Source organism: Kitasatospora sp. NPDC050543, assembly GCF_044457565.1.
Classification (GTDB): domain Bacteria; phylum Actinomycetota; class Actinomycetes; order Streptomycetales; family Streptomycetaceae; genus Kitasatospora.
Genome location: NZ_JBITGZ010000019.1, coordinates 112,325 through 132,437 on the forward strand (window position 1 = coordinate 112,325; position 20,113 = coordinate 132,437).

The window sequence follows — 20,113 nt, forward strand, 5'->3', positions numbered from 1 at the left end:
CCGGCGGAGCGCGGACCACCCGGGTCCCGGCACGTCCCCCCTCGGCGGGCGCGTGGTCAGCCGACCGAACGCGAGGTCAGCCGCGCAGGTGCGCGACCCGCCAGACGGCGAGCGCGAGGGCGGCCAGGGCGATCAGGGTGTAGATCACGATGGCCCGCCAGCCGGCCCGGAGCCCGGAGCCGCGGCGGGGCAGTCCCGGCCACTTGTAACCCGCGTGCCGGGCGGCCATCGCACCCCAGCCGACCGAGGCGGCGGTGAGCAGCAGGCCGAGCATGCCGACCATCGGGCCGCCGTCACCGGAACCGAAGGCGAGCGGGAAGGCGAACATCAGGGAGCCGAGGGTGGCGAGCAGGGCGATCGGCAGCGTCTGCCACCAGCGGAGTCTGCGACGCGGGCGGATCTCCCGCTCGTGCACCACCCCGGCGGGGGCGTCCAGCGCGGGGAGCGCGATCGCGTAGCTGGACGGCGCGTCAAGGCCGGGCAGGATGGGCAGATCGGGCAGCTCCTCGCCGCCTGCGGCGGCGCCCGTCCGCTGCTCCGTCTCGGGGCCGGTACCCGTCGACACGCGGCCTCCCCTGACAGTTCGACACGAGTCCGGACTTGCGGCCGGTGCGGCAGGCCCGCGCGGCCGGCCACCATTGTCTCGATGATGGCATGTCCAGGGTGGCGGACAGGGCGCTCGGAGGGGTCGGCGGGTGATCCGTGGCCATGACGTGATCCGCCTGTAACCCCGGGTTCGTCCTGCACGGGAACCTGCGCGCGCAGCTGCACCGCCGATTGGCCGGATCTCGCCGTCCGCCGTGGCTAGATCTGATGGTGGATCAGCTCGAGTGAGCGTTCCAGCAGCTCCGCGGGGTCGGCACCGGCCGGGCGGGACAGCCAGTGGATGCGCTCGTCCCGGCGGAACCAGGACTCCTGGCGGCGGGCGAAGCGTTTGGTGGCCCGGACGGTCTCGGCGCGGGCCTCGTCCTCCGTGCAGTCGCCGGCGAAGTGGTCGAGCACCTGCTGGTAGCCGAGCGCCCTGGCGGCGGTGCGGCCCTCGCGCAGGCCGAGCTTCTCCAGCTCCCGCACCTCCTCCAGCAGCCCCGCCTGCCACATCCGGTCGACCCGCAGCGCGATCCGCTCGTCGAGTTCGGGCCGCGGGAGGGCGACGCCGATCTGCACGGCGTCGTACACGGCGGTGTTGCCGGGCAGATTGGCGGTGAACGGCTGCCCGGTGATCTCGATGACCTCCAGCGCGCGGACGATCCGGCGGCCGTTGCTGGTCAGGATGGCGGCGGCGGCGGCCGGGTCCAGGGCGGCCAGGCGCCGGTGAAGTTCGCCGGAGCCGGCCTCGGCGAGCTCGCCTTCCAGCCGGGCCCGGACGGCCGGGTCGGTGCCGGGGAACTCCATCTCGTCGATGGCCGCCCGCACGTACAGCCCGGAGCCGCCGACCAGCACCGGGGTGCGGCCCTCGGCGAGCAGCCGGTCGATCTCGGCGCGGGCCAGGCGCTGGTACTCGGCGACGCTGGCCGCCTCGGTCACCGGCCAGATGTCCAGCAGGTGGTGCGGGATGCCGGCCCGCTCGTCCATGGTGAGCTTGGCGGTGCCGATGTCCATGCCCCGGTAGAGCTGCATCGAGTCGGTGTTGATCACTTCGCCGCCGAGGCTGCGGGCGATGGCGACGGCCAGGTCGGACTTTCCGGCGGCGGTCGCGCCGACCACGGAGACGACGCGGGGCGGGGTGGGGAGGGAGCTGCTCACCCCACCAGTCTCCCAAAAGCGCGGCGGTGGCGGTCCGGCGCCCGCCGCAGTGGTCCGCGACGGGCGGACGGAGGGAGGATATGAGTGCTTTCACCTCTTTCGTCCCACACTCAACACTCTCCACGGCCGGCACTCCGGTGCCGGAGAGCATCGGCGCCGGGCGTCGCGAGGGTCGGGAATGGTGAAGGCGAGGAGCGCAAGCCGAGCGGGCGCAGGCGCCGGCCGTGAGCCGGCGCGGCGAGGGACAGGGAGTGGGCACCATGAACCTGAAGGACAACCTCAAGGTCAAGACCGGGGAACTGAAGGACAAGGCCAGCGAGCTCACCGACAGGCACAGCGAGCAGATCGAGCACGTGGTCGACAAGGCCGGCGAGGCCATCGACAAGGTCACCAAGGGCAAGTACAGCGAGAAGATCGAACACGGGACGAGCAAGGCCAAGGACGCCGTGGAGGACTTCGCGCACAGGTCACCGTCGCAGTCCCAGCCGCAGTCGCCCCGGGACGGGAACGGCCAGGGCCCGGCCTCCTGAGCGGGACGCCACCGGGGCCGTCGGCGGCCCGTCCGGTTCCTGCGGCTCCTGCGGCTCCTACGGCTCCTGACGCCAGGACGCGACGAAGTACCCGACACCGTACGGCGCGTCCTGGTAGCCGAGGCGTGCCCCGAGCCCGGCGCCCTCCGCGGCACCGGCCAGCACCTGCCAGGGCGCCCGGCCCTCGGCCAGCAGTTCGGCGGAGAGCGTGACGTCCAGCGCGGCCAGTGCGGCGAGGTCGGCCGCGCCGAGCGCGGCCGCGACGGCCTCGTCGTACGGCTGCGCGCGCTCGTCCAGGTAGCCGGGTGCCTTCAGCGAGCGGCAGGCGCTGCCGTCGCCCATCACCAGCAGCCCGACCCGGTCCGCCAGGCCGGCCAGGCCCGTGCCGAGGCCCAGCATCCGGTCGGCGGGGGCGTCCGCGGGGACGGCGCAGGCGTGCGTCGGCAGGGCCACGCCGGCGCGCTCCAGCAGCCAGGCGCCGACGGTCAGCGAGGGCGCCAGCTCCGGGCCCTCCACGCCGCCGGACGGCAGCCGGACGGCGAGTTCCACGCCGTACCGGTGGAAGGAGCCGGCCCCGCCCTCGGTCCAGACGTCAGGCTCCGGCCCGGTGCCCACCACCACGATCAGCTCGGGGCCCGCGGCGACCAGCTCGGCCACCGCCTCGGCGCAGGCCGCACGCAGCGGCTCCAGCTCCGGCGCCGCACCGGCGGCGACCTCCGGCACCAGCAGCGGCGGGCAGGGGCAGACGGCGGCGGCTACGAGCATGTCGATCACTCTATCCGCCGGCGGCCCCCGCCGGAGCGGCCCGCCACAGCGCGAGGGCGGGCATCGCGCACACGCTCCCCGCACACGCGCGACGGCCCGGTGGGGGCCTTCCCACCGGGCCGTCACAGCGCCTCGACCTGAGCGCCGAGTGTCAGTCCCCGCAGCAGGCGCCCGAGGGCGCGGCCGGGAGCGGCGCCGGGGCGCCGATGCCGGGCAGGCCCAGCAGCACGCCGGCCGGCTTGGCCGCCGGGGCGGCGTTGCGCTTCTCCCAGGCGTCGCCCGCCCGGGTCCGGCGGACGGCGAGGGTGGGGCCCTCGGCGAGCAGGTGGTGCGGCGCGGCGTAGGTGATCTCGACCGTCACCACGTCACCCGGCCGCACGGGCTCGGTCGGGCGGGTGAAGTGCACCAGCCGGTTGTCCGGCGCGCGGCCGGAGAGCCGGTCGGTGCGGTCGTCCTTCTTGCCCTCGCCCTCGGCGACCAGGATCTCCAGCGTCCGGCCGACCTGCTTCTTGTTCTCCTCCCAGGAGATCTCCTCCTGGAGGGCGATCAGCCGGTCATAGCGGGCCTGCACCACGGCCTTGGGGACCTGGTCCGCCATGTCGGCCGCCGGGGTGCCCGGGCGCTTGGAGTACTGGAAGGTGAAGGCGTTGGCGAAGCGCGCCTCGCGCACCACGTGCATGGTCTGCTCGAAGTCCTCCTCCGTCTCACCGGGGAAGCCCACGATGATGTCGGTGGAGATCGCGGCGTCCGGCATCGCCTCGCGGACCTTGCGGATGATCCCGAGGAAGCGCTCCTGCCGGTACGAGCGGCGCATCGCCTTCAGCACGGTGTCGGAGCCGGACTGCAACGGCATGTGCAGCTGGTGCATCACGTTCGGGGTCTCGGCCATCGCGGCGATCACGTCGTCGGTGAAGTCGCGCGGGTGCGGCGAGGTGAAGCGGATCCGCTCCAGGCCCTCGATCTGCCCGGCGGCCCGCAGCAGCTTGGAGAACGCCTCGCGGTCACCGAGGTCGGAGCCGTAGGAGTTCACGTTCTGCCCGAGCAGCGTCACCTCGATGACGCCCTCGTCCACCAGCGCCTCGATCTCGGCGAGGACGTCGCCGGGGCGGCGGTCCTCCTCCTTGCCGCGCAGCGCGGGCACGATGCAGAAGGTGCAGGTGTTGTTGCAGCCGACCGAGATCGCGACCCACGCGGCGTACGCGGACTCGCGGCGGGTGGGCAGGGTGGAGGGGAAGGTCTCCAGCGACTCCAGGATCTCGACCTGGGCCTGCTGCTCGACCCGGGCGCGCTCCAGCAGCGCCGGCAGGTGCCCGATGTTGTGGGTGCCGAAGACCACGTCGACCCACGGCGCCTTGCGCACGATGGTGTCGCGGTCCTTCTGGGCCAGGCAGCCGCCGACGGCGATCTGCATGCCCTTGTGGCGGGTCTTCACGGGCGCCAGCTGGCCGAGGTTGCCGTACAGCTTGTTGTCGGCGTTCTCACGCACCGCGCAGGTGTTGAAGACCACCAGGTCGGGGTCCCCGCCCTGGTCGGCCTTGACGTACCCGGCGTCCTCCAGCAGCCCGGACAGGCGCTCGGAGTCGTGGACGTTCATCTGGCAGCCGTACGTGACGACCTTGTAGCTCTTCAATCCGCTGTCACCGCTCACACAGACCAGGGTAAGGGCAGCGCGCACGGTGTTTTCGGCCGCGCCCACCCGACCGCCCACCCGGACCGGACCCTGCGCGCGGCCGCCGTGGGCCCGCGGCACTCCCGCCGGGCCCGTCGGCCTGGCACTATCCATCCATGGCCCGCTACCCACTCCCCTCCCGCGTCGGCGCCGCCGCTCGCGCCCTGGCACACAGCCGGCTGTGGCGTGCCGTGCTGGCGCTGGTCCTGGTCGCGGGCGCGCTGGGCGGCTGGTGGCTGTCCTCGGCGGGCTCCACGGACTACCCGAAGGGCGGGACGAGCCTTGCCACCGGCGGTAAGCGCGGGGTCTACGACCGGTACGGGCAGTTGCTCCAGGGCCAGCTGGCGGAGGCGATGCCCGGCGTGGAGCTGCGGCTGGACAACTCGCAGGGCTCGGTCGACAACCTGGAGCGGGTGACTTCGGGGAGCGACGACTTCGCGATGGCGACCGCCGACGCCGTGGCCGACTTCACCGGTCCCGGCCGGGACCGGCTCCGGGCGATCGCCCGGCTCTACGACGACTACCTCCAGCTGGTCGTCCCGGCCGACTCCCCGGTGACGAAGGCCGCCGACCTGCGGGGCCTGCGGGTCGGGGTCGGGCAGGAGCTGTCCGGCGTCAACCTGGTCACCAGACGGCTGCTGGCCTGTGCCGGGCTCGACCCGGACCACGACATCAAGCCCGCGATGCTCGGCGTCGCCCAGGCCGCCGACCAGCTGCGGGCCGGCAGCGTCGACGCGTTCTTCTGGTCCGGCGGGCTGCCCACCACCGCCCTGACGGACCTCTCCGAGCACTTCCGGATCCGGGTCGTGCCGCTCGGTGACCTCGCGGAGAACCTGCACCAGGTCGAGGGCGGCGGCACCGACGCCTACCGGGCCGCGACCATCCCCGAGAACACCTACCCGAACGCCGAGCCGAAGCAGTCGGTCTCCACCGTCGCGGTGCCGAACCTGCTGGTCACCCGGGACGACGTGGACACCGACCTGGTCCAGGGGATGACCAGGGCGGTGATCGACAGCCGTGACCGGATCGGCGCCCAGGTGCACGCCGCCCAGCTGGTGGACCTGCGCACCGCCGTCTACACCGACCCGCTCCCGCTGCACGAGGGCGCCCGGCGCTACTACCGCTCGGTCAAGCCCTGAAGCCTGCCTGACAACGAGGCCGCGCGCGGCAACGGCTACGAGCGGCACCGGACCAGGCGCGGCAGCAGGCTACGAGCGGAACCGGTCCGGCCGGTCCGGCCGCGGGACGGCCAGCGTGACGGCCAGCCCGGTCGGCTCGACCGGCGCGAAGGAGAGCTCACCGCCGCCCGCCAGCAGCAGGGTCCGGGCGATCGAGAGACCGAGCCCCGAGCCGTCCACGTTCTGGTGCCTGGGGCTGCGCCAGAACCGGTCCCCGACCCGGGCCAGCTCCTCCTCGGTCAGGCCCGGCCCCGCGTCGGAGACCGTCACCGCGACCTCATGGCGACGCACCGCGACCAGCAGCCGTACCCCGGAGCCGGACGGGGTGAACTTCAGCGCGTTGTCGAGCACCGCGTCGAGCGCGCTGCCGAAGCCGATCGGGTCGGCCATGCCGAGCGCCAGCGGCGGCCCCTCCCAGCCCAGCGCGACGCCGCGCTGGTCGGCCACCGGCCGCCAGGCGTCCAGCCGGGCCAGCACCAGCGCCGCGAGATCGGTGGGCTCCGGCTCGGGGCGGGCGTGCTCGGCGGTGGCCAGGCCCAGCAGGTCGTCCAGCACCCGAGCCAGCCGGGTGCCCTCCTCGCGGACGCCGCCGAGCTCCGCGTCGTGCCCCTCGGGCAGCTCCAGGCCCAGCAGCTCGACCCGCAGCAGCAGCGCGGCCAGCGGGTTGCGCAGCTGGTGCGAGGCGTCCGCCACGAACGCCCGCTGCTGGTCCAGGGCCTGCACCACATGGTCCGCCATGTCGTTGAACGAGCCTGCCAGGCGCTGGAGCTCGGGCGGGCCACCGGCGGGCGCCACCCGGGCGTTCATCCGGCCGGTGGCGATGTCGTGGGTGGCGCGGTCGAGCGTGCGGACGGGGCGCAGCACCCACTCCGTCAGCCTGGTCGCCAGCAGCACGGCGACGATCATCGCGGCCGCCTCGCCCGCCCCGATGAAGAGCCAGCGGTGCAGCACCCGGGCACGCAACGGGCCGGTGGGTGAGTCGGTGAGCACCACCGCGACCACGTCGCCGTCACGGACGACGGGCGCGGCGACGGCGAGCGTGCGGTCCGGGGTCCACGGCCAGGCCTGGCGCGGGTTGTGGCTGCGCCGCCCGGCCAGCGCCTCCTGGAAGGCCTGCGCCCCCGGGCCCTCCGTGGGTACGCGCCAGTTCTCGGGCGCGATGGCGATGGCGCTGCCGTCCCGGTAGAAGAGGCCGATCCGGACGCCGTACAGCTCGTGGTAGCGGGCGACCTCGGCGTGCAGGGCGTTGCGCCGGCTGACGTCGCCGGGGGCGGGTTCGGGCTGACCCTTGACGGCCGCGCCGGCCGTGGGCACGCCCTGGGTGGGCAGGTCCTGGGCGAAGCGGGCGGCGTCGTCGATCCGGTCGACCACCACCCTGCTCTGCTCGGCGGCCGCGACGGCGGCGGCCAGCGGCACGCCGAGGGCGGCCAGCACGCAGGCCATCAGGGAGAGCAGGATGCCGAGCAGGCGGGTGCGCACGAGCGGTCAGATCTCCGGGGTGGCCGGCGGCGGGTCGGCCGGGTCGGCCGGCGGCCGGGGGGTCTGCGGGGACTCGGGGATCAGGCGGTAGCCGACGCCGCGCACGGCCTCGACGAGGCCGGGCAGCGCCAGCTTGGTGCGCAGCGAGCCGATGTGCACCTCCAGTGTGCGGCCGTTGCCCTCCCAGCCGCTGCGCCAGACCTCGCTGAAGATCTGCTCCCGCCGGTAGACCACGCCCGGGCTCTGTGCGAGCAGCGCGAGCAGGTCGAACTCCTTGCGGGTGAGCGGGACGTCCCGGCCGTCCACGCTGACCCGGCGGCGCTCGCGGTCGATCCGGATGCCGCGGGACTCCAGCGGGCCCCTGGGTGGGGGTACGTCGTCGGTGGCGGCCGGGGCGGCCACGGCGGCGGGCGCCGCGCCACGGCGGGCGACGGCGTGGATCCGGGCCAGCAGCTCGCCCATGTCGTACGGCTTGGTGACGTAGTCGTCGGCGCCAAGGTTGAGGCCGTGGATACGGGATCGGATGTCGGCGCGTGCGGTGACCATGATCACGGGCACGCCGCTGCCCGCCCTGATCCGGCTGCACACCTCGAAGCCGTCGCGGTCGGGCAGCCCGAGGTCGAGCAGCACCACGCGGTAGGGCTCGTTGCCGTCGGGCACCAGGGCGTCCAGCGCCTCGTGCCCGCTGCGGGCGTGCCTGACCTGGAAGCCGTGCCGGCCCAGCACCGCGACCAGCGCCGCTGCCACGCGCTCGTCGTCCTCGACGAGGAGCAGTCGCATCCTTACCTCCTTCCCGCAGAGTCCCGCCGGGGGCCTCCCCGGACCTGCGCAGTATGAACCAGCCAGTATGGGCCAGCGGACGGTGCGGCGCCAGGCTGCGCCACCGCGCGGGCGCCACAGGGACCGCTCGCACCCGTACGACTTCCCAGCGCGACGAGGCCGGACACCCGGCCGGGGCCGCCCGGTGGACCTCCGGGAACGCTCACGTGGCCGGATCGTGATCCTCAAGTTCCGCTCAGATCGGCTGACGTGGCGTCGTCACCCCTTCTATGGTCGCGGCACCGGGGGCTGCGAGCTCCGCCGGCTCCAGGCCCCCGGTACCCGGGACCGCATCACCAGCACTGCCGCCCAAGGGAGTTCGCCCGGGGCCGACACGAGGGAGCAAGGCGCGATGTTGGACAAGACCGTGACCGACTCGACCGCCTCCCCCAGCCCGCTGGTGGTACTGAACGGCGTCAATAAGCACTTCGGTGCGCTGCACGTGCTCCAGGACGTCAATCTGGAGATCGCGCAGGGCGAGGTCGTGGTGCTCATCGGCCCCTCCGGTTCGGGCAAGTCGACCCTGTGCCGCACGATCAACCGGCTGGAGACGATCGACTCCGGCACGATCACCATCGACGGCCGCCCGCTGCCCGCCGAGGGCAAGGAGCTGGCCAGGCTCCGCGCCGAGGTCGGGATGGTGTTCCAGAGCTTCAACCTGTTCGCGCACAAGACCGTGCTGCAGAACGTGGTGCTCGGCCAGGTCAAGGTGCGCAAGGTGCCCCGTGAGGAGGCCGAGGCCAAGGCCCGCGAGCTGCTGGAGCGGGTCGGGGTGGGCGCGCAGGCCGACAAGTTCCCTGCGCAGCTCTCCGGCGGCCAGCAGCAGCGCGTGGCGATCGCCCGCGCGCTGGCGATGAACCCGAAGGTGATGCTCTTCGACGAGCCGACCTCGGCGCTCGACCCCGAGATGATCAACGAGGTGCTCGAGGTGATGCGCCAGCTCGCCGCCGACGGCATGACGATGGTCGTCGTCACGCACGAGATGGGCTTCGCCCGCTCCGCGGCCAACCGCGTGCTCTTCATGGCGGACGGCCGCATCGTCGAGGAGAACACCCCCGAGGCCTTCTTCACGGCGCCGCGCAGCGACCGCGCCAAGGACTTCCTCTCGAAGATCCTCCAGCACTGACAGCGGAGTTGACCCGGTATCAGTGTGCCGGCGACGGCCGGGCGCATCGACGCGCCCGCCGGCCTTCGCACGCAACCTCACCCACCCAGCGCCCGGTCGACCCGGGGCACCGCCCGAGGAGAGCAACCCATGAGGACTCGTCGCACCATCGCCGTAGCGCTCTGTGCCGTCGCGCTGACCGCCACCGCCGCCTGCGGCAAGAGCGGTTCGCCCGGTGACGCCGCGGCCGACGGCGCCAGCGGTGCCCCGCAGCTGCCGACGTACCCGGTGAAGACCGACGTCAAGCTGGAGGGCTCGAAGACCTTCGCGGACGCCAAGGCCGCCGGCCACCTGACCATCGGCGCCAAGTCCGACCAGCCCTTCCTCGGCTTCCAGGACCTGACCAACAACACCCGCAGCGGCTTCGACATCGAGATCGCCAAGATGATCGCCGCCGACCTCGGCTTCAGCCCCGACCAGATCACGTGGCAGACGCTGGTCTCCTCGCAGCGCGAGCCCTCCATCGCCAAGGGCCAGATCGACTACTACGTCGGCACCTACAGCATCAGCGACGAGCGCAAGAAGTCGATCTCCTTCGCCGGCCCCTACTACGTCGCGGGCCAGGACTTGCTGGTGGCCAAGGACAACACCACCATCACCGGCCCGGAGTCCACCAAGGACAAGAACGTCTGCACCGCGACCGGCTCCACCTCGATCAAGAACATCGAGAAGTACGGCCCCAAGATCACCCAGTTCGACGGCTACTCGGCCTGCGTGGAGAAGCTGCTCAGCGGCGAGGTCGACGCGGTCACCACCGACGACGCGATCCTCAAGGGCTTCGCCTCCAAGTTCAAGGGCAAGCTCAAGGTCGTCGGGCAGCCGTTCCACCCGGAGAGCTACGGCGTCGGCCTGAACAAGGACGACAAGGTGCTCCGCGACGCCATCAACGACGCCATCAAGGCCCACCAGGACAACGGTGACTGGAAGAAGGCCTACGACGCGACGCTCGGCCTGTCCGGTTCGGCCGCGCCCCAGGTCCCGGCGCTCGACCGCTACTGATCCGCACCCGACCACCCCTTAGATCCGAGAGGAGGGCCGCCGGATGGGCATACTGTCCGAGAATGGCAACTTCGCGCTGTTCCGCGACGGTTTCCTGCAGACCATCGAGCTCAGCGCTCTCAGCGCACTGCTCGCCATCGTGCTGGGCACCCTGCTGGCGGCCTTCCGCGTCTCCCCCGTCCCGGCGCTGCGCGCGTTCGGGACGGGGTGGGTCACCATCTTCCGCAACACCCCGCTCACCCTGCTGTTCTTCGCCGTCGAGTTCGGCCTGCCGCAGCTGGGCGTGCACCTGAGCCACCTCACCTTCGCGGTGTTCGCGCTCGGCTTCTACACCGCCAGCTTCGTCTGCGAGGTGCTGCGCTCGGGCATCAACACCGTTCCGATGGGCCAGGCGGAGGCGGCCCGCAGCCTGGGCATGAGCTTCGGCCAGACCCTGGGCCTGGTGGTGCTGCCACAGGCGGCCCGTACCGTCCTCGCGCCGATGAGCAGCGTGTTCATCGCGCTGCCGAGGAACTCGGCGATCGCCGGCGCGTTCAGCGTGCCCGAGCTGTTCCACGTGCAGGCGACCCTGTCGGAGCGGGGCTACTCGATCTTCGCGATCTTCTTCTGGGTGGCCCTCGCCTACCTGACGATCAGCGCCGTCGTCGGCCTGCTCTTCCGCATCCTGGAAACTCAACTGGCGGTGGCCCGATGAGCAGCACCTCCGTCCGCCCGGCCCCGGCCAGCGTCCTGTACGACGCCCCCGGCCCGCGCGCCCGCACCCGCTACCGGATCGCCGGCGTGGTCGCCGTCCTCGGCATCGCCGCCCTGCTCTGGTACGTCCTCCACAGCCTGAGCAGCAACGGCCAGTTCGACGCCGGGCTCTGGGACATCTTCCAGTACACCAACGTCCAGCAGAAGATCGTCGACGGCCTGCTCTCCACCCTGCAGGCGTTCGGCCTGGCCGCCGTGTTCTCGCTGGTCCTCGGCGCCCTGCTGGCCGCCGGGCGGCTCTCCGACCACCAGCCGCTGCGCTGGGCGTGCACCGCGATCGTGCAGTTCTTCCGGGCGATGCCGCTGCTGATCCTGATCGTGGCGCTGTACTACGCGTACTTCATCAAGACCCCGATGTGGGCGCTGGTGCTCGGGCTGACCCTGTACAACGGCTGCGTGCAGGCCGAGATCATCCGGTCGGGTGTCAACGCCGTGCCGCGCGGGCAGAGCGAGGCCGCGTTCGCCCTGGGCCTGCGCAAGAGCCAGGTGATGGCCACCATCCTGGTGCCGCAGGCCGTCCGCTCGATGCTGCCGGCGATCATCGGCCAGATGGTCGTCACCCTCAAGGACACCTCGCTCGGCTACATCATCACCTACAGCGAGCTGCTGTACATCGGCAAGCAGATCGCCACCCAGCCGACCAACTCCGCGGGCTTCCCCTACATCCCGGTGGTCCTGGTGATCACACCGATCTACATCGTGATGTGCCTGCTGCTCACCGCTCTCGCCCGCTGGATCGAGGCGCGCGGACGACGCGGCGCGAACCGGCGTACACCGGCCGCTGCTTGACGGGCACGCAGGTGATCTGTTGCATTGCTCTTCGTGACACCACCCGGGACCATCCTCGCGGCATATGACGACCCATCGGGCCGGGCGTCGTCCTGCCCACGCTCGGAGGTCCTGCCGTGGACCCGGTGATCGTGGTCGGGGCCGGGCCGGTCGGCCTGGCCCTGGCCCTCGCGCTCGCCCGGCACGAGGTGCCGAGCATCATCCTGGACGAGGGCAGCGGCCTGTGCCCCGAGGGCCCCCGCAGCCTCGTCCTGGGCACCGACGGCGCCGCCTTCCTCACCCGTCTCGGCTACACCCGCGCCACCTCCGACGCCGCCCGCTGGGACAGCTTCACCATCTGGCGCCGCCGCCAGGAGGTGCTGCGCATCGGTCTCGACGGGACGCCCGTCCTGCACCTGCCCCAGCACCGCCTCCAGCGCGGCCTGCGGGACGCCCTCACCGCGACCCCGCTGATCAAGCTGGTACCGCTCAGCCGGGTCACCGAGCTCGAACAGGACCGCGACGGCGTCAGCGTGCGCACCCGACACACCCAGGACGGCACCGAGACCTGGTGGCGCGGCAGCCACCTGGTGGGCTGCGACGGCGCGCGCTCCACCGTCCGCAAGCTCCTCAAGATCCGCTTCCCCGGCCGCCCCGCCGTCGACCGGCACGCCGTCGCCACCGTCCGGGTCGACCTCCCCTTCGCCGGCGAGGCCAGGCTGCACCGCGAGCCCCCGTGGCGCGGCGACCGCGAGGCCTCCGCCCGCCCGCTGCCCGACGGCCTCTGGCGCCTGGACTGGCGGCTGCCCCCCGGCCGGCCCACCCCCGCCGAACCCGTCGACCCGCATGCCACCTGGCCCGGCATCGTCACCGGCGACACCCTGCTCGCCCGGGTGAAAGCCACCCTCACCGGCTGGTGCGGCGAACTCCCCCGCTACGAGCTGCTGGCCGCCGCCGACCACACCGCGCAGCAGCGCCTGGCCGCCCGGTTCCGCAGCGGCCGCTGCTTCCTCGCCGGCGACGCCGCCCACCTGCACGGCGCCCTCGGCATGCAGAACCTCGCCGACGGCCTGCGGGACGCCGACAACCTCGCCTGGCGCCTGGCCCTCGCCTGGCACCTTCCCCCTGCCTCCGGCCGGGGGGACCCCCATCTCGCTTCGCGCGGCGGCGGATCCCTGCTGGACGGCTACGAGTCCGAACGCCGCGGCGCGGTCGGCGCCCGGCTGCGCGCCGTCGACCAGACCATGCCCCTGCTGCGGCCCCTGCGCGGCTGGCAGGCCACCCGCCGCGCCCTGCTCACCGGCTCGTTCCGCAAGCACGCGACCCTGCTCGCCCACGGCCAGCTGGGCACCGGCCGGTTCGGCGGCGCCCCGGCGTACCCGGCCGCGCCCTCCGGCGTACCCGGGCGCGTGCCGGTGCAGCGGGGCAGCGGCCGGGGCACCTCGCTCACCGAGCTGCTCCCCGCCACCGCACCCGGCGTCCTGGTGTCCGACGTCCCCGTCGTCACCATGGACGGCGACGCCGACCTCCTGCACGCCCGCCTCGGTGCGACCTTCCTGCTGCTGCTGGTCGCGCCGGGCACCGCGGTCTGGTCCTCCCAGCACTGGCTGGGCGCCGGCCTGATGCCCCGCCTGGCGGAGGTCGCCCGCGCCCTGCCCGTGCCCGCCGAAGTGCTGGTCACCGAGGACTACCCGACCGCCGGCCCGCACACCGTGCTGCTCATCCGGCCCGACGGCCACCTGGTCGGCGTCACCGACGGCTGCCGCGCGGACGACCTCCAGTCCCTCGCCGACGGCGCCCGCGGCGGGCCGACCTCGCTCACCGCCTCGGCGCCGAGCCAGACGCCGGAGCACAGCACCCCGGAGCCCGCCGCCTGACCTCGCCCGCCCGAGCCGACCGGGACGGCCGGGACGGCGCGCGGGCGTCAGGCCCGGCAGTCATCACGGCGGGTCATCACGGCGGGTCAGGGCAGCAGGTCAGGGCAGCAGGTCAACGCGCCACCTCGGTCGCCCGGCTCTCCCGCACCACGGTGATCCGGATCTGCCCGGGGTACGTCAGCTCCCGCGCCACCTGCCGGGCCACCTCCCGGGCGATCACCCGCGCCCCGAGGTCGTCCACCACCTCCGGCTGCACCATCACCCGTACCTCCCGCCCCGCCTGCATCGCGAACACCTTCGCCACCCCGTCGTGCGCCCCCGCGATCTCCTCCAGCCGCTCCAGCCGGCGCACATACGTCTCCAGCGACTCCCGCCGCGCCCCCGGCCGCCCGCCCGAGCAGGCGTCCGCGGCCTGCGTCAGCACCGCCTCCACCGTCCGCGGCTCGACCTCGCCGTGGTGCGCCGCTATCGCGTGCACCACCTCCGCCGACTCGCCGTGCCGGCGCGCGAAGTCCGCCCCCACCGCGGCGTGACTGCCCTCGGCCTCGTGCGTCAGCGCCTTGCCGATGTCGTGCAGCAGCGCCGCGCGCCGCACCAGCTCGGCGTCCACCCCCAGCTCCGCCGCCATCATCCCGGCGATGTGCGCCGACTCCACCAGGTGTCCGAGCACGTTCTGCCCGTACGACGTCCGGTACTTGAGCGTTCCCAGCGTCCGGACCAGCTCCGGCGCCATCTCGCCGGCCCCGGCGGCCAGCAGCGCGTCCTCCCCGGCCCGGACGCAGAGCCGCTCGATCTCCGCCCGGCTGCGCCCGTGCACCTCCTCGATCCGCACCGGGTGGATCCGCCCGTCCGCGACCAGGGTCTCCAGGGTCAGCCGGGCCGCCTCCCGCCGCACCGGGTCGAAGCAGGAGAGCTGCACCGACTCCGGGGTGTCGTCGACGATCAGGTTCACTCCCGTCACCGCCTCGAAGGCTCGGATGTTGCGGCCCTCGCGCCCGATGATCCGGCCCTTCATGTCCTCGCCGGGCAGCCGGAAGAGCGACACCACCGTCTCCGCGGTCTGCTCGCTCGCCACCCGCTGGATCGCCCCCGCCACGATCTCCCGAGCGCGCTGCTCCCCCTCGGCCTTGGCGCTGCGCTCGATCTCACGGACGGCCACGGCCGCCTCGCGCCTGGCCTCGCCCGCCACCTCCCGCACCAGCTCGGCCCGGGCCAGCTCCGCGCTCAGCCCGGCGGCCCGCTCCAGCGCCGCCGTGCGCTGCGCCGCCAGTGTGTGGATCTCCTCCCTGGCCAGCCTCAGCTCCGACGCGCGTTCGGCGAGTTCGGCCTCTTGGGCGCGCAGCCGCCCGAGCTCCTCGGCGAGCCGCTCCTCCCGCCGGTCCAGCTCGGCCTTCAGCTGCGCGGCCTGCGCCTCGGCCCAGGCCCGCGCCTGGGCGGCCTCGGCCGTGGCCCGGCGCTGGGCGGCCTGCAACCGGCGGATCATCAGCCAGGTCAGCCCGAGGACGACGACGAGGACGACGGCCAGCAGCAGGGAGGCGACCGATCCGGTGCCTGCGGCGATCCTCATCCAGCCCACTCCCCGTCCCTGCGCGCTCTGCTGTTACGGCGGTGAGCGGCCTGCCGGGGCGTGTGACGCCGACCGGTGAGACTCTCTCAGCCTCGACAGCGGGGCCTTCGGCAGGTGGAGCAAGCCGCACGGGACCAGCGGTGACCGGCTCCGGGCGTGACTCCCCGAGGTGTGATCGACATGGTCCCTCACTGATTGCGAGGCTAAGCGCAGGTTACGAAACGGTCAAGATGCGACCGGGAGTTGACCTCCGGCCGGACTGACCGGGTGTCATCACGGCCCGTCCGGGCCACCGAACCCGTCGTCCTCCTCGCCCAGCGCCTCCCGGACGACCCGGAAGGCCAGCCCCTCGGAGTATCCCCGCCGGGCCAGCATCCCCACCAGCCGGCGTGTCCTGGCCTGCCGCTCCAGCCCGCGGGTGGCCCGCAGCTTGCGCTCCACCAGCGCGCGGGCGGCCTCCGCCTCGTCCTCCGCACCGAGCTGGGACACCGCCTGCTCCACCAGCTCCCCCGCCACCCCCCGGGTCCGCAGCTCCTGCGCCAGCGCGCGGCGGGCCAGCCCCCGTACGGCGTGCCGGGACTCGACCCAGGCCTCGGCGAAGGCCGCGTCGTCGATCAGCCCGACCTCCTCGTAGCGGTCGAGCACCTCCTCGGCCACCTCGTCCGGGATCTCGCGCGTGCGCAGCGCGTCCGCGAGCTGTTTGCGGGTCTTGGCCGTGCCGGTGAGCATCCGCAGGCAGATGTCCCTGGCCCGGGCCGCCGGGTCGGTGCTCTCGGCGGGCGGGGCTGCCCCGGCCGCGCGCCCCCGCCCACCCGCCACGCCCTCACCCCGCCCGGCGCGCCCGCGCCGACCGGCGCCCGCGGCCCCCCAGCCGTGCTCCGGTGTGCTCTGCCGGGCGGCCGGCTCCTGCCCGGACTCCCCCGGCCGTCCGCTCTCACGCTCCCCCTCCAGCGCGGAGCGGCGCCGCCGGCGGCCCGAGGGCAGCTCGGAGGCGGCCACGAGCTCGAACCCGAGCTCCGGGCTGCCGCCCCCGCCCCGGCCGTCGGTAACGAGGCCCTGCGCGGACCCTGGCTCACGTCCCGGCCCTGGCTCAGGTGCCGGCTCCGGCTCGGCGCACGCCGCGAACCAGTCCGGCGGCCCCCAGTCGCCGGACTCCCCCGTGCCCGGCGCCGAGGGCGTACCACCGGGGCCCGGACAGGAGATGTGCTCCTCACTGTCGTGCATCAAGGGCTCAGGCCTTGGCCGCCGCCGCCGTCTTCTTCGCCGCGGCCGTCTTGGCGGCGCTCGCGGCGATCGGCTTGGCGCCGCCCTCGGCCTCGGTGGCGGCCGGGGCCGCGCCCTCCTCCGGGGTGTCGGCCTTCGGGCCGATGCCCAGCTTCTGCTTGATCTTCTTCTCGATCTCGTCGGCGAGCTGCGGGTTGTCGCGCAGGAAGTTGCGCGCGTTCTCCTTGCCCTGGCCGAGCTGGTCGCCCTCGTAGGTGTACCAGGCGCCCGACTTGCGGATGAAGCCGTGCTCGACGCCCATGTCGATCAGGCCGCCCTCACGGCTGATGCCGATGCCGTAGAGGATGTCGAACTCGGCCTGCTTGAACGGCGCGGCGACCTTGTTCTTGACGACCTTGACGCGGGTGCGGTTACCGACCGCCTCGGTGCCGTCCTTGAGCGTCTCGATGCGGCGGATGTCCAGACGCACGGAGGCGTAGAACTTCAGCGCGCGGCCACCGGTCGTGGTCTCGGGCGAGCCGAACATCACGCCGATCTTCTCGCGGAGCTGGTTGATGAAGATGGCGGTGGTGTTCGACTGGTTCAGCGCACCGGCGATCTTCCGCAGCGCCTGGCTCATCAGGCGGGCCTGGAGACCGACGTGCGAGTCACCCATCTCGCCCTCGATCTCGGCGCGCGGCACCAGGGCCGCCACGGAGTCGATGATGATCAGGTCGACCGCGCCGGAGCGGATCAGCATGTCGGTGATCTCAAGGGCCTGCTCACCGGTGTCCGGCTGGCTGACCAGCAGGGCGTCGGTGTCGACACCGAGCTTCTTCGCGTAGTCCGGGTCGAGCGCGTGCTCGGCGTCCACGAACGCGACCGTGCCGCCGAGCCGCTGGGCGTTCGCGGCCGCGTGCAGGGTCAGCGTCGTCTTACCGGAGGACTCCGGGCCGTAGATCTCGATCACCCGGCCGCGCGGCAGCCCGCCGACGCCGAGGGCGACGTCCAGCGCCGTGGAGCCCGTCGGGATCACGTCGATCGGGGCGCGGGCCTGGTCGCCGAGGCGCATCACCGAGCCCTTGCCGAACTGCCGCTCAATCTGGGCGAGTGCGGTCTCAAGAGCCTTCTCGCGGTCCGTACCTGCCATGGCTTCCACCCTCGGGTTCTGTGCTGTGCGCTTCATCGTTCTCGACGCTAGCGCGTCCCACTGACAATCGGCCCCGACCGGGCTCAGCCTGTGGAGAACTCCTCGCCGGACAGTACAAAGAACAGGTGTTCGATTCAAGTTGGATCAAGCGGCCCGGGCTGCCCCCTCGCCCGGGCCGCCGGCGGCTCACTCCGGTCCGCGCCCACCGCCCGGGCCACGCCCGCCGCCCGGGCCACGCCCGCCGTCCGGTCCCCGCCCGAGCAGCCCCCGCAGTCGGCGCGCCGTCTGCCGCCGCCGCTCCCGCCGGGCCGCCCGCCGCTCCTCACCGCGGTCGATCCGCGGGTCGACCGCCACCTCGTACCTGCGCACGTAGGTGCCGACGAAGCCCTGGAGCGTCGCCGCGGCCGGGATGGCGATCAGCGCGCCGACCGCCCCGAGCAGGGCGGCCCCGGCGATCACCGAGCCGAAGGCCACCGCCGGGTGGACGTCCACCGTCCGCGCCGTGATCCGCGGATGCAACAGGTAGTTCTCGATCTGCTGGTAGACCACCACGAACACCAGCACCCAGAACGCGTCCACCGGCTGCACGGTGAGCGCGACCAGCACCGGCAGCGCTCCCGCCAGATAGGTGCCGATGGTGGGCACGAACTGCGACATCACCCCGACCCAGACCGCCAGCGCGGCCGCGTACGGCAGGTCGAGCAGGGCGAACATCACCCAGTGCGCGGCCGCCGAGACGACCGCCAGCAGTGCCCGGGAGTAGAGGTAGCCGCCGGTCTTGGCGAGCGCGATCTCCCACGCCCGCAGCACCTCGCCCTGCTTGGCCGGCGGCAGCAGCGAGCAGACCGTCCGGCGCACCCGCGGCCCGTCGGCGGTGAAGTAGAAGGTGAACAGGCCCACCGTGAAGAGCTTGAACAACCCGCCGATGAGCGTGCTGGAGACGCCCCAGACGTTGTCGGCGGCCTGCTGCGCGTAGGTCTCGATACTCCCGGAGTCCTTGAGCAGCTTCTGCTGGAGTTCGTCCAGCGACAGGTCCTGGTGGAAGGTCCGGTTGATCCAGCCGATCAGATTGTCGACCAGGTGCGGCAGGTCCCCGGCGATCTTCGCCACCTGGTCCACCAGCAGCGTGCCGAGCGCGGCCAGGAAGCCGCCGATGGCGACGGCCACCGTGACGAAGACCAGGAAGGTGCCGAGCCCCCGGCGCACCCCGCGCGCGGCCATCCGGTCGACCGCGGGCTCCATGGCCAGCGAGAGGAAGAAGGAGACCAGCAGCATCACGAAGAGGTCGATCAGCTGGCGGAAGGCCCAGTCGGCGAGCTTGAACACGCCGATCAGCAGCAGGGCCAGCACCATCGCCCTGGGCAGCCACGACGGCATCCCGGCGGCCCAGGAGCTCTGCCGCCGCTCGGGCGGCGGCCCGTCCTCCCCGTCCGGCGACCGGAGTACCTGGTCCGGATGCCCGCGTTCACAGCTGCTGACCATCCGCCCAGTCTCACCCATGCGTGCCCGGGGCCCGCCCACCGGACCCGGCCCGGGTGCGTCGGCCCCCTCGGCCCGCACCTCGGCGACGCCGGGGCCGGGGCCGCCCCCGTGCGCTCAGCGCAGCAGCGCCGAGACGCCCTGCGTCTCGCAAACCACCCGCCAGACGTCCTTGGCCTCCCAGCCGGCGTCCAGCGCCTGACGCACGGTGCGCCCGCCGAGTTCGCTCATCACGTGGTCGGACGCGAAGGACTCCGCGTACACCTCGCCGAAGTGCGCGTACATCCGCCGCCAGAACTCCGTCAGCCTCATGCCCACCATTATCCCGGACCCCCCAGGGCCGACCGCCCGTCCGGACAGCCGGCGGCCCGCCGGCCGGACGCGTCACGGCCGCCAGTCGGCCAGCTCCAACGCGTACTCCACCTCGCCGAACTCGCTGCCCTCGATCGGCTCCGGCCACCGGTCGTGGAAGGTCCGCACGTACCGCAGGCCCGCCTTCTCCATCACCCGCCGCGATCCGGTGTTGACCGCCATCGTGAACGCCACCACGCGCTTGACGCCGAGCTCGGTGAACCCCTTGTGGATGAGCGCGAGGGCTCCCTCGGTCGCGTAGCCGTGCCCCCAGGCCTCCCGGTTCAGCCGGTAGCCGAGTTCGACCTCCTCCGGGCTCCCGCCGTCGAGCGGCCGGAACTCGAACCAGCCGAGGAACCGCCCGCCCGCCAGCTCCTCGGCGGCCCACCAGCCGAGCGTCCCGTAGCGCCGGTAGTGATCCAGGTAGAGCGGGATGATCTCCCGCTCGACCGTGGCGCGGGTGGTGGCCAGGCCGCCGGTCAGATAGCGCATCACCTTGGGGTCGGCGTCCAGCTCGATCAGCGGGTTGGCGTCCGCCGCGGTGAACTGCCGCAGTCTCAGCCGGTCGGTGGTCAGGAATACCGTCATGCCCCGATCCTGGCGCACCGGCGCCCGCGC

Annotated in this window: 19 protein-coding genes; 7 read left to right on the top strand and 12 right to left on the bottom strand. The window is 73.2% G+C overall.

Annotation, left to right across the window (positions count from 1 at the left end; all coding sequences use genetic code 11):
* Positions 1–76: 76 nt before the first annotated feature.
* Both ACIBH3_RS23135 and miaA read right to left on the bottom strand, forming a co-directional pair.
* On the bottom strand, positions 77–565 hold the full coding sequence (locus ACIBH3_RS23135) for a hypothetical protein (RefSeq protein ID WP_396313941.1): 489 nt from the start codon (positions 563–565) through the stop codon (positions 77–79).
* A 239-nt stretch (positions 566–804) separates the two neighbouring features.
* Positions 805–1,743, bottom strand: a complete 939-nt coding sequence (gene miaA, locus ACIBH3_RS23140) for a tRNA (adenosine(37)-N6)-dimethylallyltransferase MiaA (RefSeq protein WP_396313942.1) — start codon at positions 1,741–1,743, stop codon at positions 805–807.
* Between the two features lie 260 nt (positions 1,744–2,003).
* Here miaA and ACIBH3_RS23145 point away from each other — a divergent pair, with 260 nt between their 5' ends.
* A complete protein-coding gene (locus ACIBH3_RS23145) occupies positions 2,004–2,273 on the top strand; it encodes an antitoxin (RefSeq protein ID WP_396313943.1) in 270 nt (89 codons plus the stop codon).
* Positions 2,274–2,330: 57 nt separating this feature from the next.
* On the opposite strand, the gene ACIBH3_RS23150 is transcribed toward ACIBH3_RS23145, so the two are convergent.
* Positions 2,331–3,038 carry a hypothetical protein gene (locus ACIBH3_RS23150; RefSeq protein WP_396313944.1) on the bottom strand — a complete coding sequence of 236 codons (708 nt, stop codon included), beginning with the start codon at positions 3,036–3,038 and terminating at the stop codon, positions 2,331–2,333.
* A gap of 151 nt (positions 3,039–3,189) precedes the next feature.
* Positions 3,190–4,686: a tRNA (N6-isopentenyl adenosine(37)-C2)-methylthiotransferase MiaB gene (miaB, locus tag ACIBH3_RS23155; protein WP_396313945.1), complete on the bottom strand. Its 1,497-nt coding sequence runs from the start codon at positions 4,684–4,686 to the stop codon at positions 3,190–3,192.
* A gap of 137 nt (positions 4,687–4,823) precedes the next feature.
* Here miaB and ACIBH3_RS23160 point away from each other — a divergent pair, with 137 nt between their 5' ends.
* Complete coding sequence (locus ACIBH3_RS23160; RefSeq protein ID WP_396313946.1) at positions 4,824–5,846, top strand: TAXI family TRAP transporter solute-binding subunit; 1,023 nt, start codon at positions 4,824–4,826, stop codon at positions 5,844–5,846.
* A 69-nt stretch (positions 5,847–5,915) separates the two neighbouring features.
* On the opposite strand, the gene ACIBH3_RS23165 is transcribed toward ACIBH3_RS23160, so the two are convergent.
* Together ACIBH3_RS23165 and ACIBH3_RS23170 are read right to left on the bottom strand one after the other, a co-directional pair.
* Entirely contained in the window at positions 5,916–7,364 is a 1,449-nt protein-coding gene (locus ACIBH3_RS23165; RefSeq protein WP_396313947.1) for a sensor histidine kinase, read from the bottom strand.
* 6 nt (positions 7,365–7,370) lie between these two features.
* The gene (locus ACIBH3_RS23170; protein ID WP_396313948.1) at positions 7,371–8,144 is read right to left on the bottom strand and encodes a response regulator transcription factor; all 774 of its coding nucleotides are present in this window, start codon (positions 8,142–8,144) and stop codon (positions 7,371–7,373) included.
* 391 nt (positions 8,145–8,535) lie between these two features.
* On the opposite strand from ACIBH3_RS23170, the gene ACIBH3_RS23175 reads away from it, so the two are divergent.
* The 5 genes from ACIBH3_RS23175 (at position 8,536) to ACIBH3_RS23195 (ending at position 13,745) form a co-directional block, all read left to right on the top strand.
* Entirely contained in the window at positions 8,536–9,309 is a 774-nt protein-coding gene (locus ACIBH3_RS23175; protein ID WP_396313949.1) for an amino acid ABC transporter ATP-binding protein, read from the top strand.
* Between the two features lie 129 nt (positions 9,310–9,438).
* Positions 9,439–10,347, top strand: a complete 909-nt coding sequence (locus tag ACIBH3_RS23180; RefSeq protein WP_396313950.1) for a glutamate ABC transporter substrate-binding protein — start codon at positions 9,439–9,441, stop codon at positions 10,345–10,347.
* A gap of 43 nt (positions 10,348–10,390) precedes the next feature.
* Complete coding sequence (locus ACIBH3_RS23185; protein ID WP_396313951.1) at positions 10,391–11,041, top strand: amino acid ABC transporter permease; 651 nt, start codon at positions 10,391–10,393, stop codon at positions 11,039–11,041.
* Positions 11,038–11,889 carry an amino acid ABC transporter permease gene (locus ACIBH3_RS23190; protein ID WP_396313952.1) on the top strand — a complete coding sequence of 284 codons (852 nt, stop codon included), beginning with the start codon at positions 11,038–11,040 and terminating at the stop codon, positions 11,887–11,889. The genes ACIBH3_RS23185 and ACIBH3_RS23190 overlap by 4 nt, the downstream gene beginning before the upstream one ends.
* A gap of 116 nt (positions 11,890–12,005) precedes the next feature.
* On the top strand, positions 12,006–13,745 hold the full coding sequence (locus ACIBH3_RS23195) for an FAD-dependent monooxygenase (RefSeq protein ID WP_396313953.1): 1,740 nt from the start codon (positions 12,006–12,008) through the stop codon (positions 13,743–13,745).
* Positions 13,746–13,857: 112 nt separating this feature from the next.
* On the opposite strand, the gene rny is transcribed toward ACIBH3_RS23195, so the two are convergent.
* The 6 genes from rny to ACIBH3_RS23225 form a co-directional block, all read right to left on the bottom strand.
* The gene (rny, locus tag ACIBH3_RS23200) at positions 13,858–15,312 is read right to left on the bottom strand and encodes a ribonuclease Y (protein ID WP_396313954.1); all 1,455 of its coding nucleotides are present in this window, start codon (positions 15,310–15,312) and stop codon (positions 13,858–13,860) included.
* 273 nt (positions 15,313–15,585) lie between these two features.
* Positions 15,586–16,311 carry a recombination regulator RecX gene (gene recX / locus ACIBH3_RS23205; protein ID WP_396313955.1) on the bottom strand — a complete coding sequence of 242 codons (726 nt, stop codon included), beginning with the start codon at positions 16,309–16,311 and terminating at the stop codon, positions 15,586–15,588.
* Between the two features lie 232 nt (positions 16,312–16,543).
* Positions 16,544–17,665, bottom strand: coding sequence for a recombinase RecA (recA, locus tag ACIBH3_RS23210; RefSeq protein ID WP_396313956.1), 1,122 nt, complete (start codon positions 17,663–17,665; stop codon positions 16,544–16,546).
* Between the two features lie 186 nt (positions 17,666–17,851).
* Positions 17,852–19,147 carry an AI-2E family transporter gene (locus ACIBH3_RS23215; protein ID WP_396313957.1) on the bottom strand — a complete coding sequence of 432 codons (1,296 nt, stop codon included), beginning with the start codon at positions 19,145–19,147 and terminating at the stop codon, positions 17,852–17,854.
* Positions 19,148–19,261: 114 nt separating this feature from the next.
* On the bottom strand, positions 19,262–19,456 hold the full coding sequence (locus ACIBH3_RS23220) for a DUF3046 domain-containing protein (protein ID WP_396313958.1): 195 nt from the start codon (positions 19,454–19,456) through the stop codon (positions 19,262–19,264).
* 72 nt (positions 19,457–19,528) lie between these two features.
* Positions 19,529–20,083: a GNAT family N-acetyltransferase gene (locus tag ACIBH3_RS23225; RefSeq protein ID WP_396313959.1), complete on the bottom strand. Its 555-nt coding sequence runs from the start codon at positions 20,081–20,083 to the stop codon at positions 19,529–19,531.
* Positions 20,084–20,113: the final 30 nt, after the last annotated feature.

Excerpts from the sequence above, each read along its gene's own strand:
- ACIBH3_RS23145 (WP_396313943.1), top strand. The coding sequence starts at position 2,004 with ATGAACCTGAAGGACAACCTCAAGGTCAAGACCGGGGAACTGAAGGAC.
- ACIBH3_RS23150 (WP_396313944.1), bottom strand. The coding sequence starts at position 3,038 with ATGCTCGTAGCCGCCGCCGTCTGCCCCTGCCCGCCGCTGCTGGTGCCG.
- ACIBH3_RS23160 (WP_396313946.1), top strand. The coding sequence starts at position 4,824 with ATGGCCCGCTACCCACTCCCCTCCCGCGTCGGCGCCGCCGCTCGCGCC.
- ACIBH3_RS23170 (WP_396313948.1), bottom strand. The coding sequence starts at position 8,144 with ATGCGACTGCTCCTCGTCGAGGACGACGAGCGCGTGGCAGCGGCGCTG.
- ACIBH3_RS23175 (WP_396313949.1), top strand. The coding sequence starts at position 8,536 with ATGTTGGACAAGACCGTGACCGACTCGACCGCCTCCCCCAGCCCGCTG.
- ACIBH3_RS23180 (WP_396313950.1), top strand. The coding sequence starts at position 9,439 with ATGAGGACTCGTCGCACCATCGCCGTAGCGCTCTGTGCCGTCGCGCTG.
- ACIBH3_RS23185 (WP_396313951.1), top strand. The coding sequence starts at position 10,391 with ATGGGCATACTGTCCGAGAATGGCAACTTCGCGCTGTTCCGCGACGGT.
- ACIBH3_RS23190 (WP_396313952.1), top strand. The coding sequence starts at position 11,038 with ATGAGCAGCACCTCCGTCCGCCCGGCCCCGGCCAGCGTCCTGTACGAC.
- rny (WP_396313954.1), bottom strand. The coding sequence starts at position 15,312 with ATGAGGATCGCCGCAGGCACCGGATCGGTCGCCTCCCTGCTGCTGGCC.
- recA (WP_396313956.1), bottom strand. The coding sequence starts at position 17,665 with ATGGCAGGTACGGACCGCGAGAAGGCTCTTGAGACCGCACTCGCCCAG.
- ACIBH3_RS23215 (WP_396313957.1), bottom strand. The coding sequence starts at position 19,147 with ATGGTCAGCAGCTGTGAACGCGGGCATCCGGACCAGGTACTCCGGTCG.
- ACIBH3_RS23220 (WP_396313958.1), bottom strand. The coding sequence starts at position 19,456 with ATGAGGCTGACGGAGTTCTGGCGGCGGATGTACGCGCACTTCGGCGAG.
- ACIBH3_RS23225 (WP_396313959.1), bottom strand. The coding sequence starts at position 20,083 with ATGACGGTATTCCTGACCACCGACCGGCTGAGACTGCGGCAGTTCACC.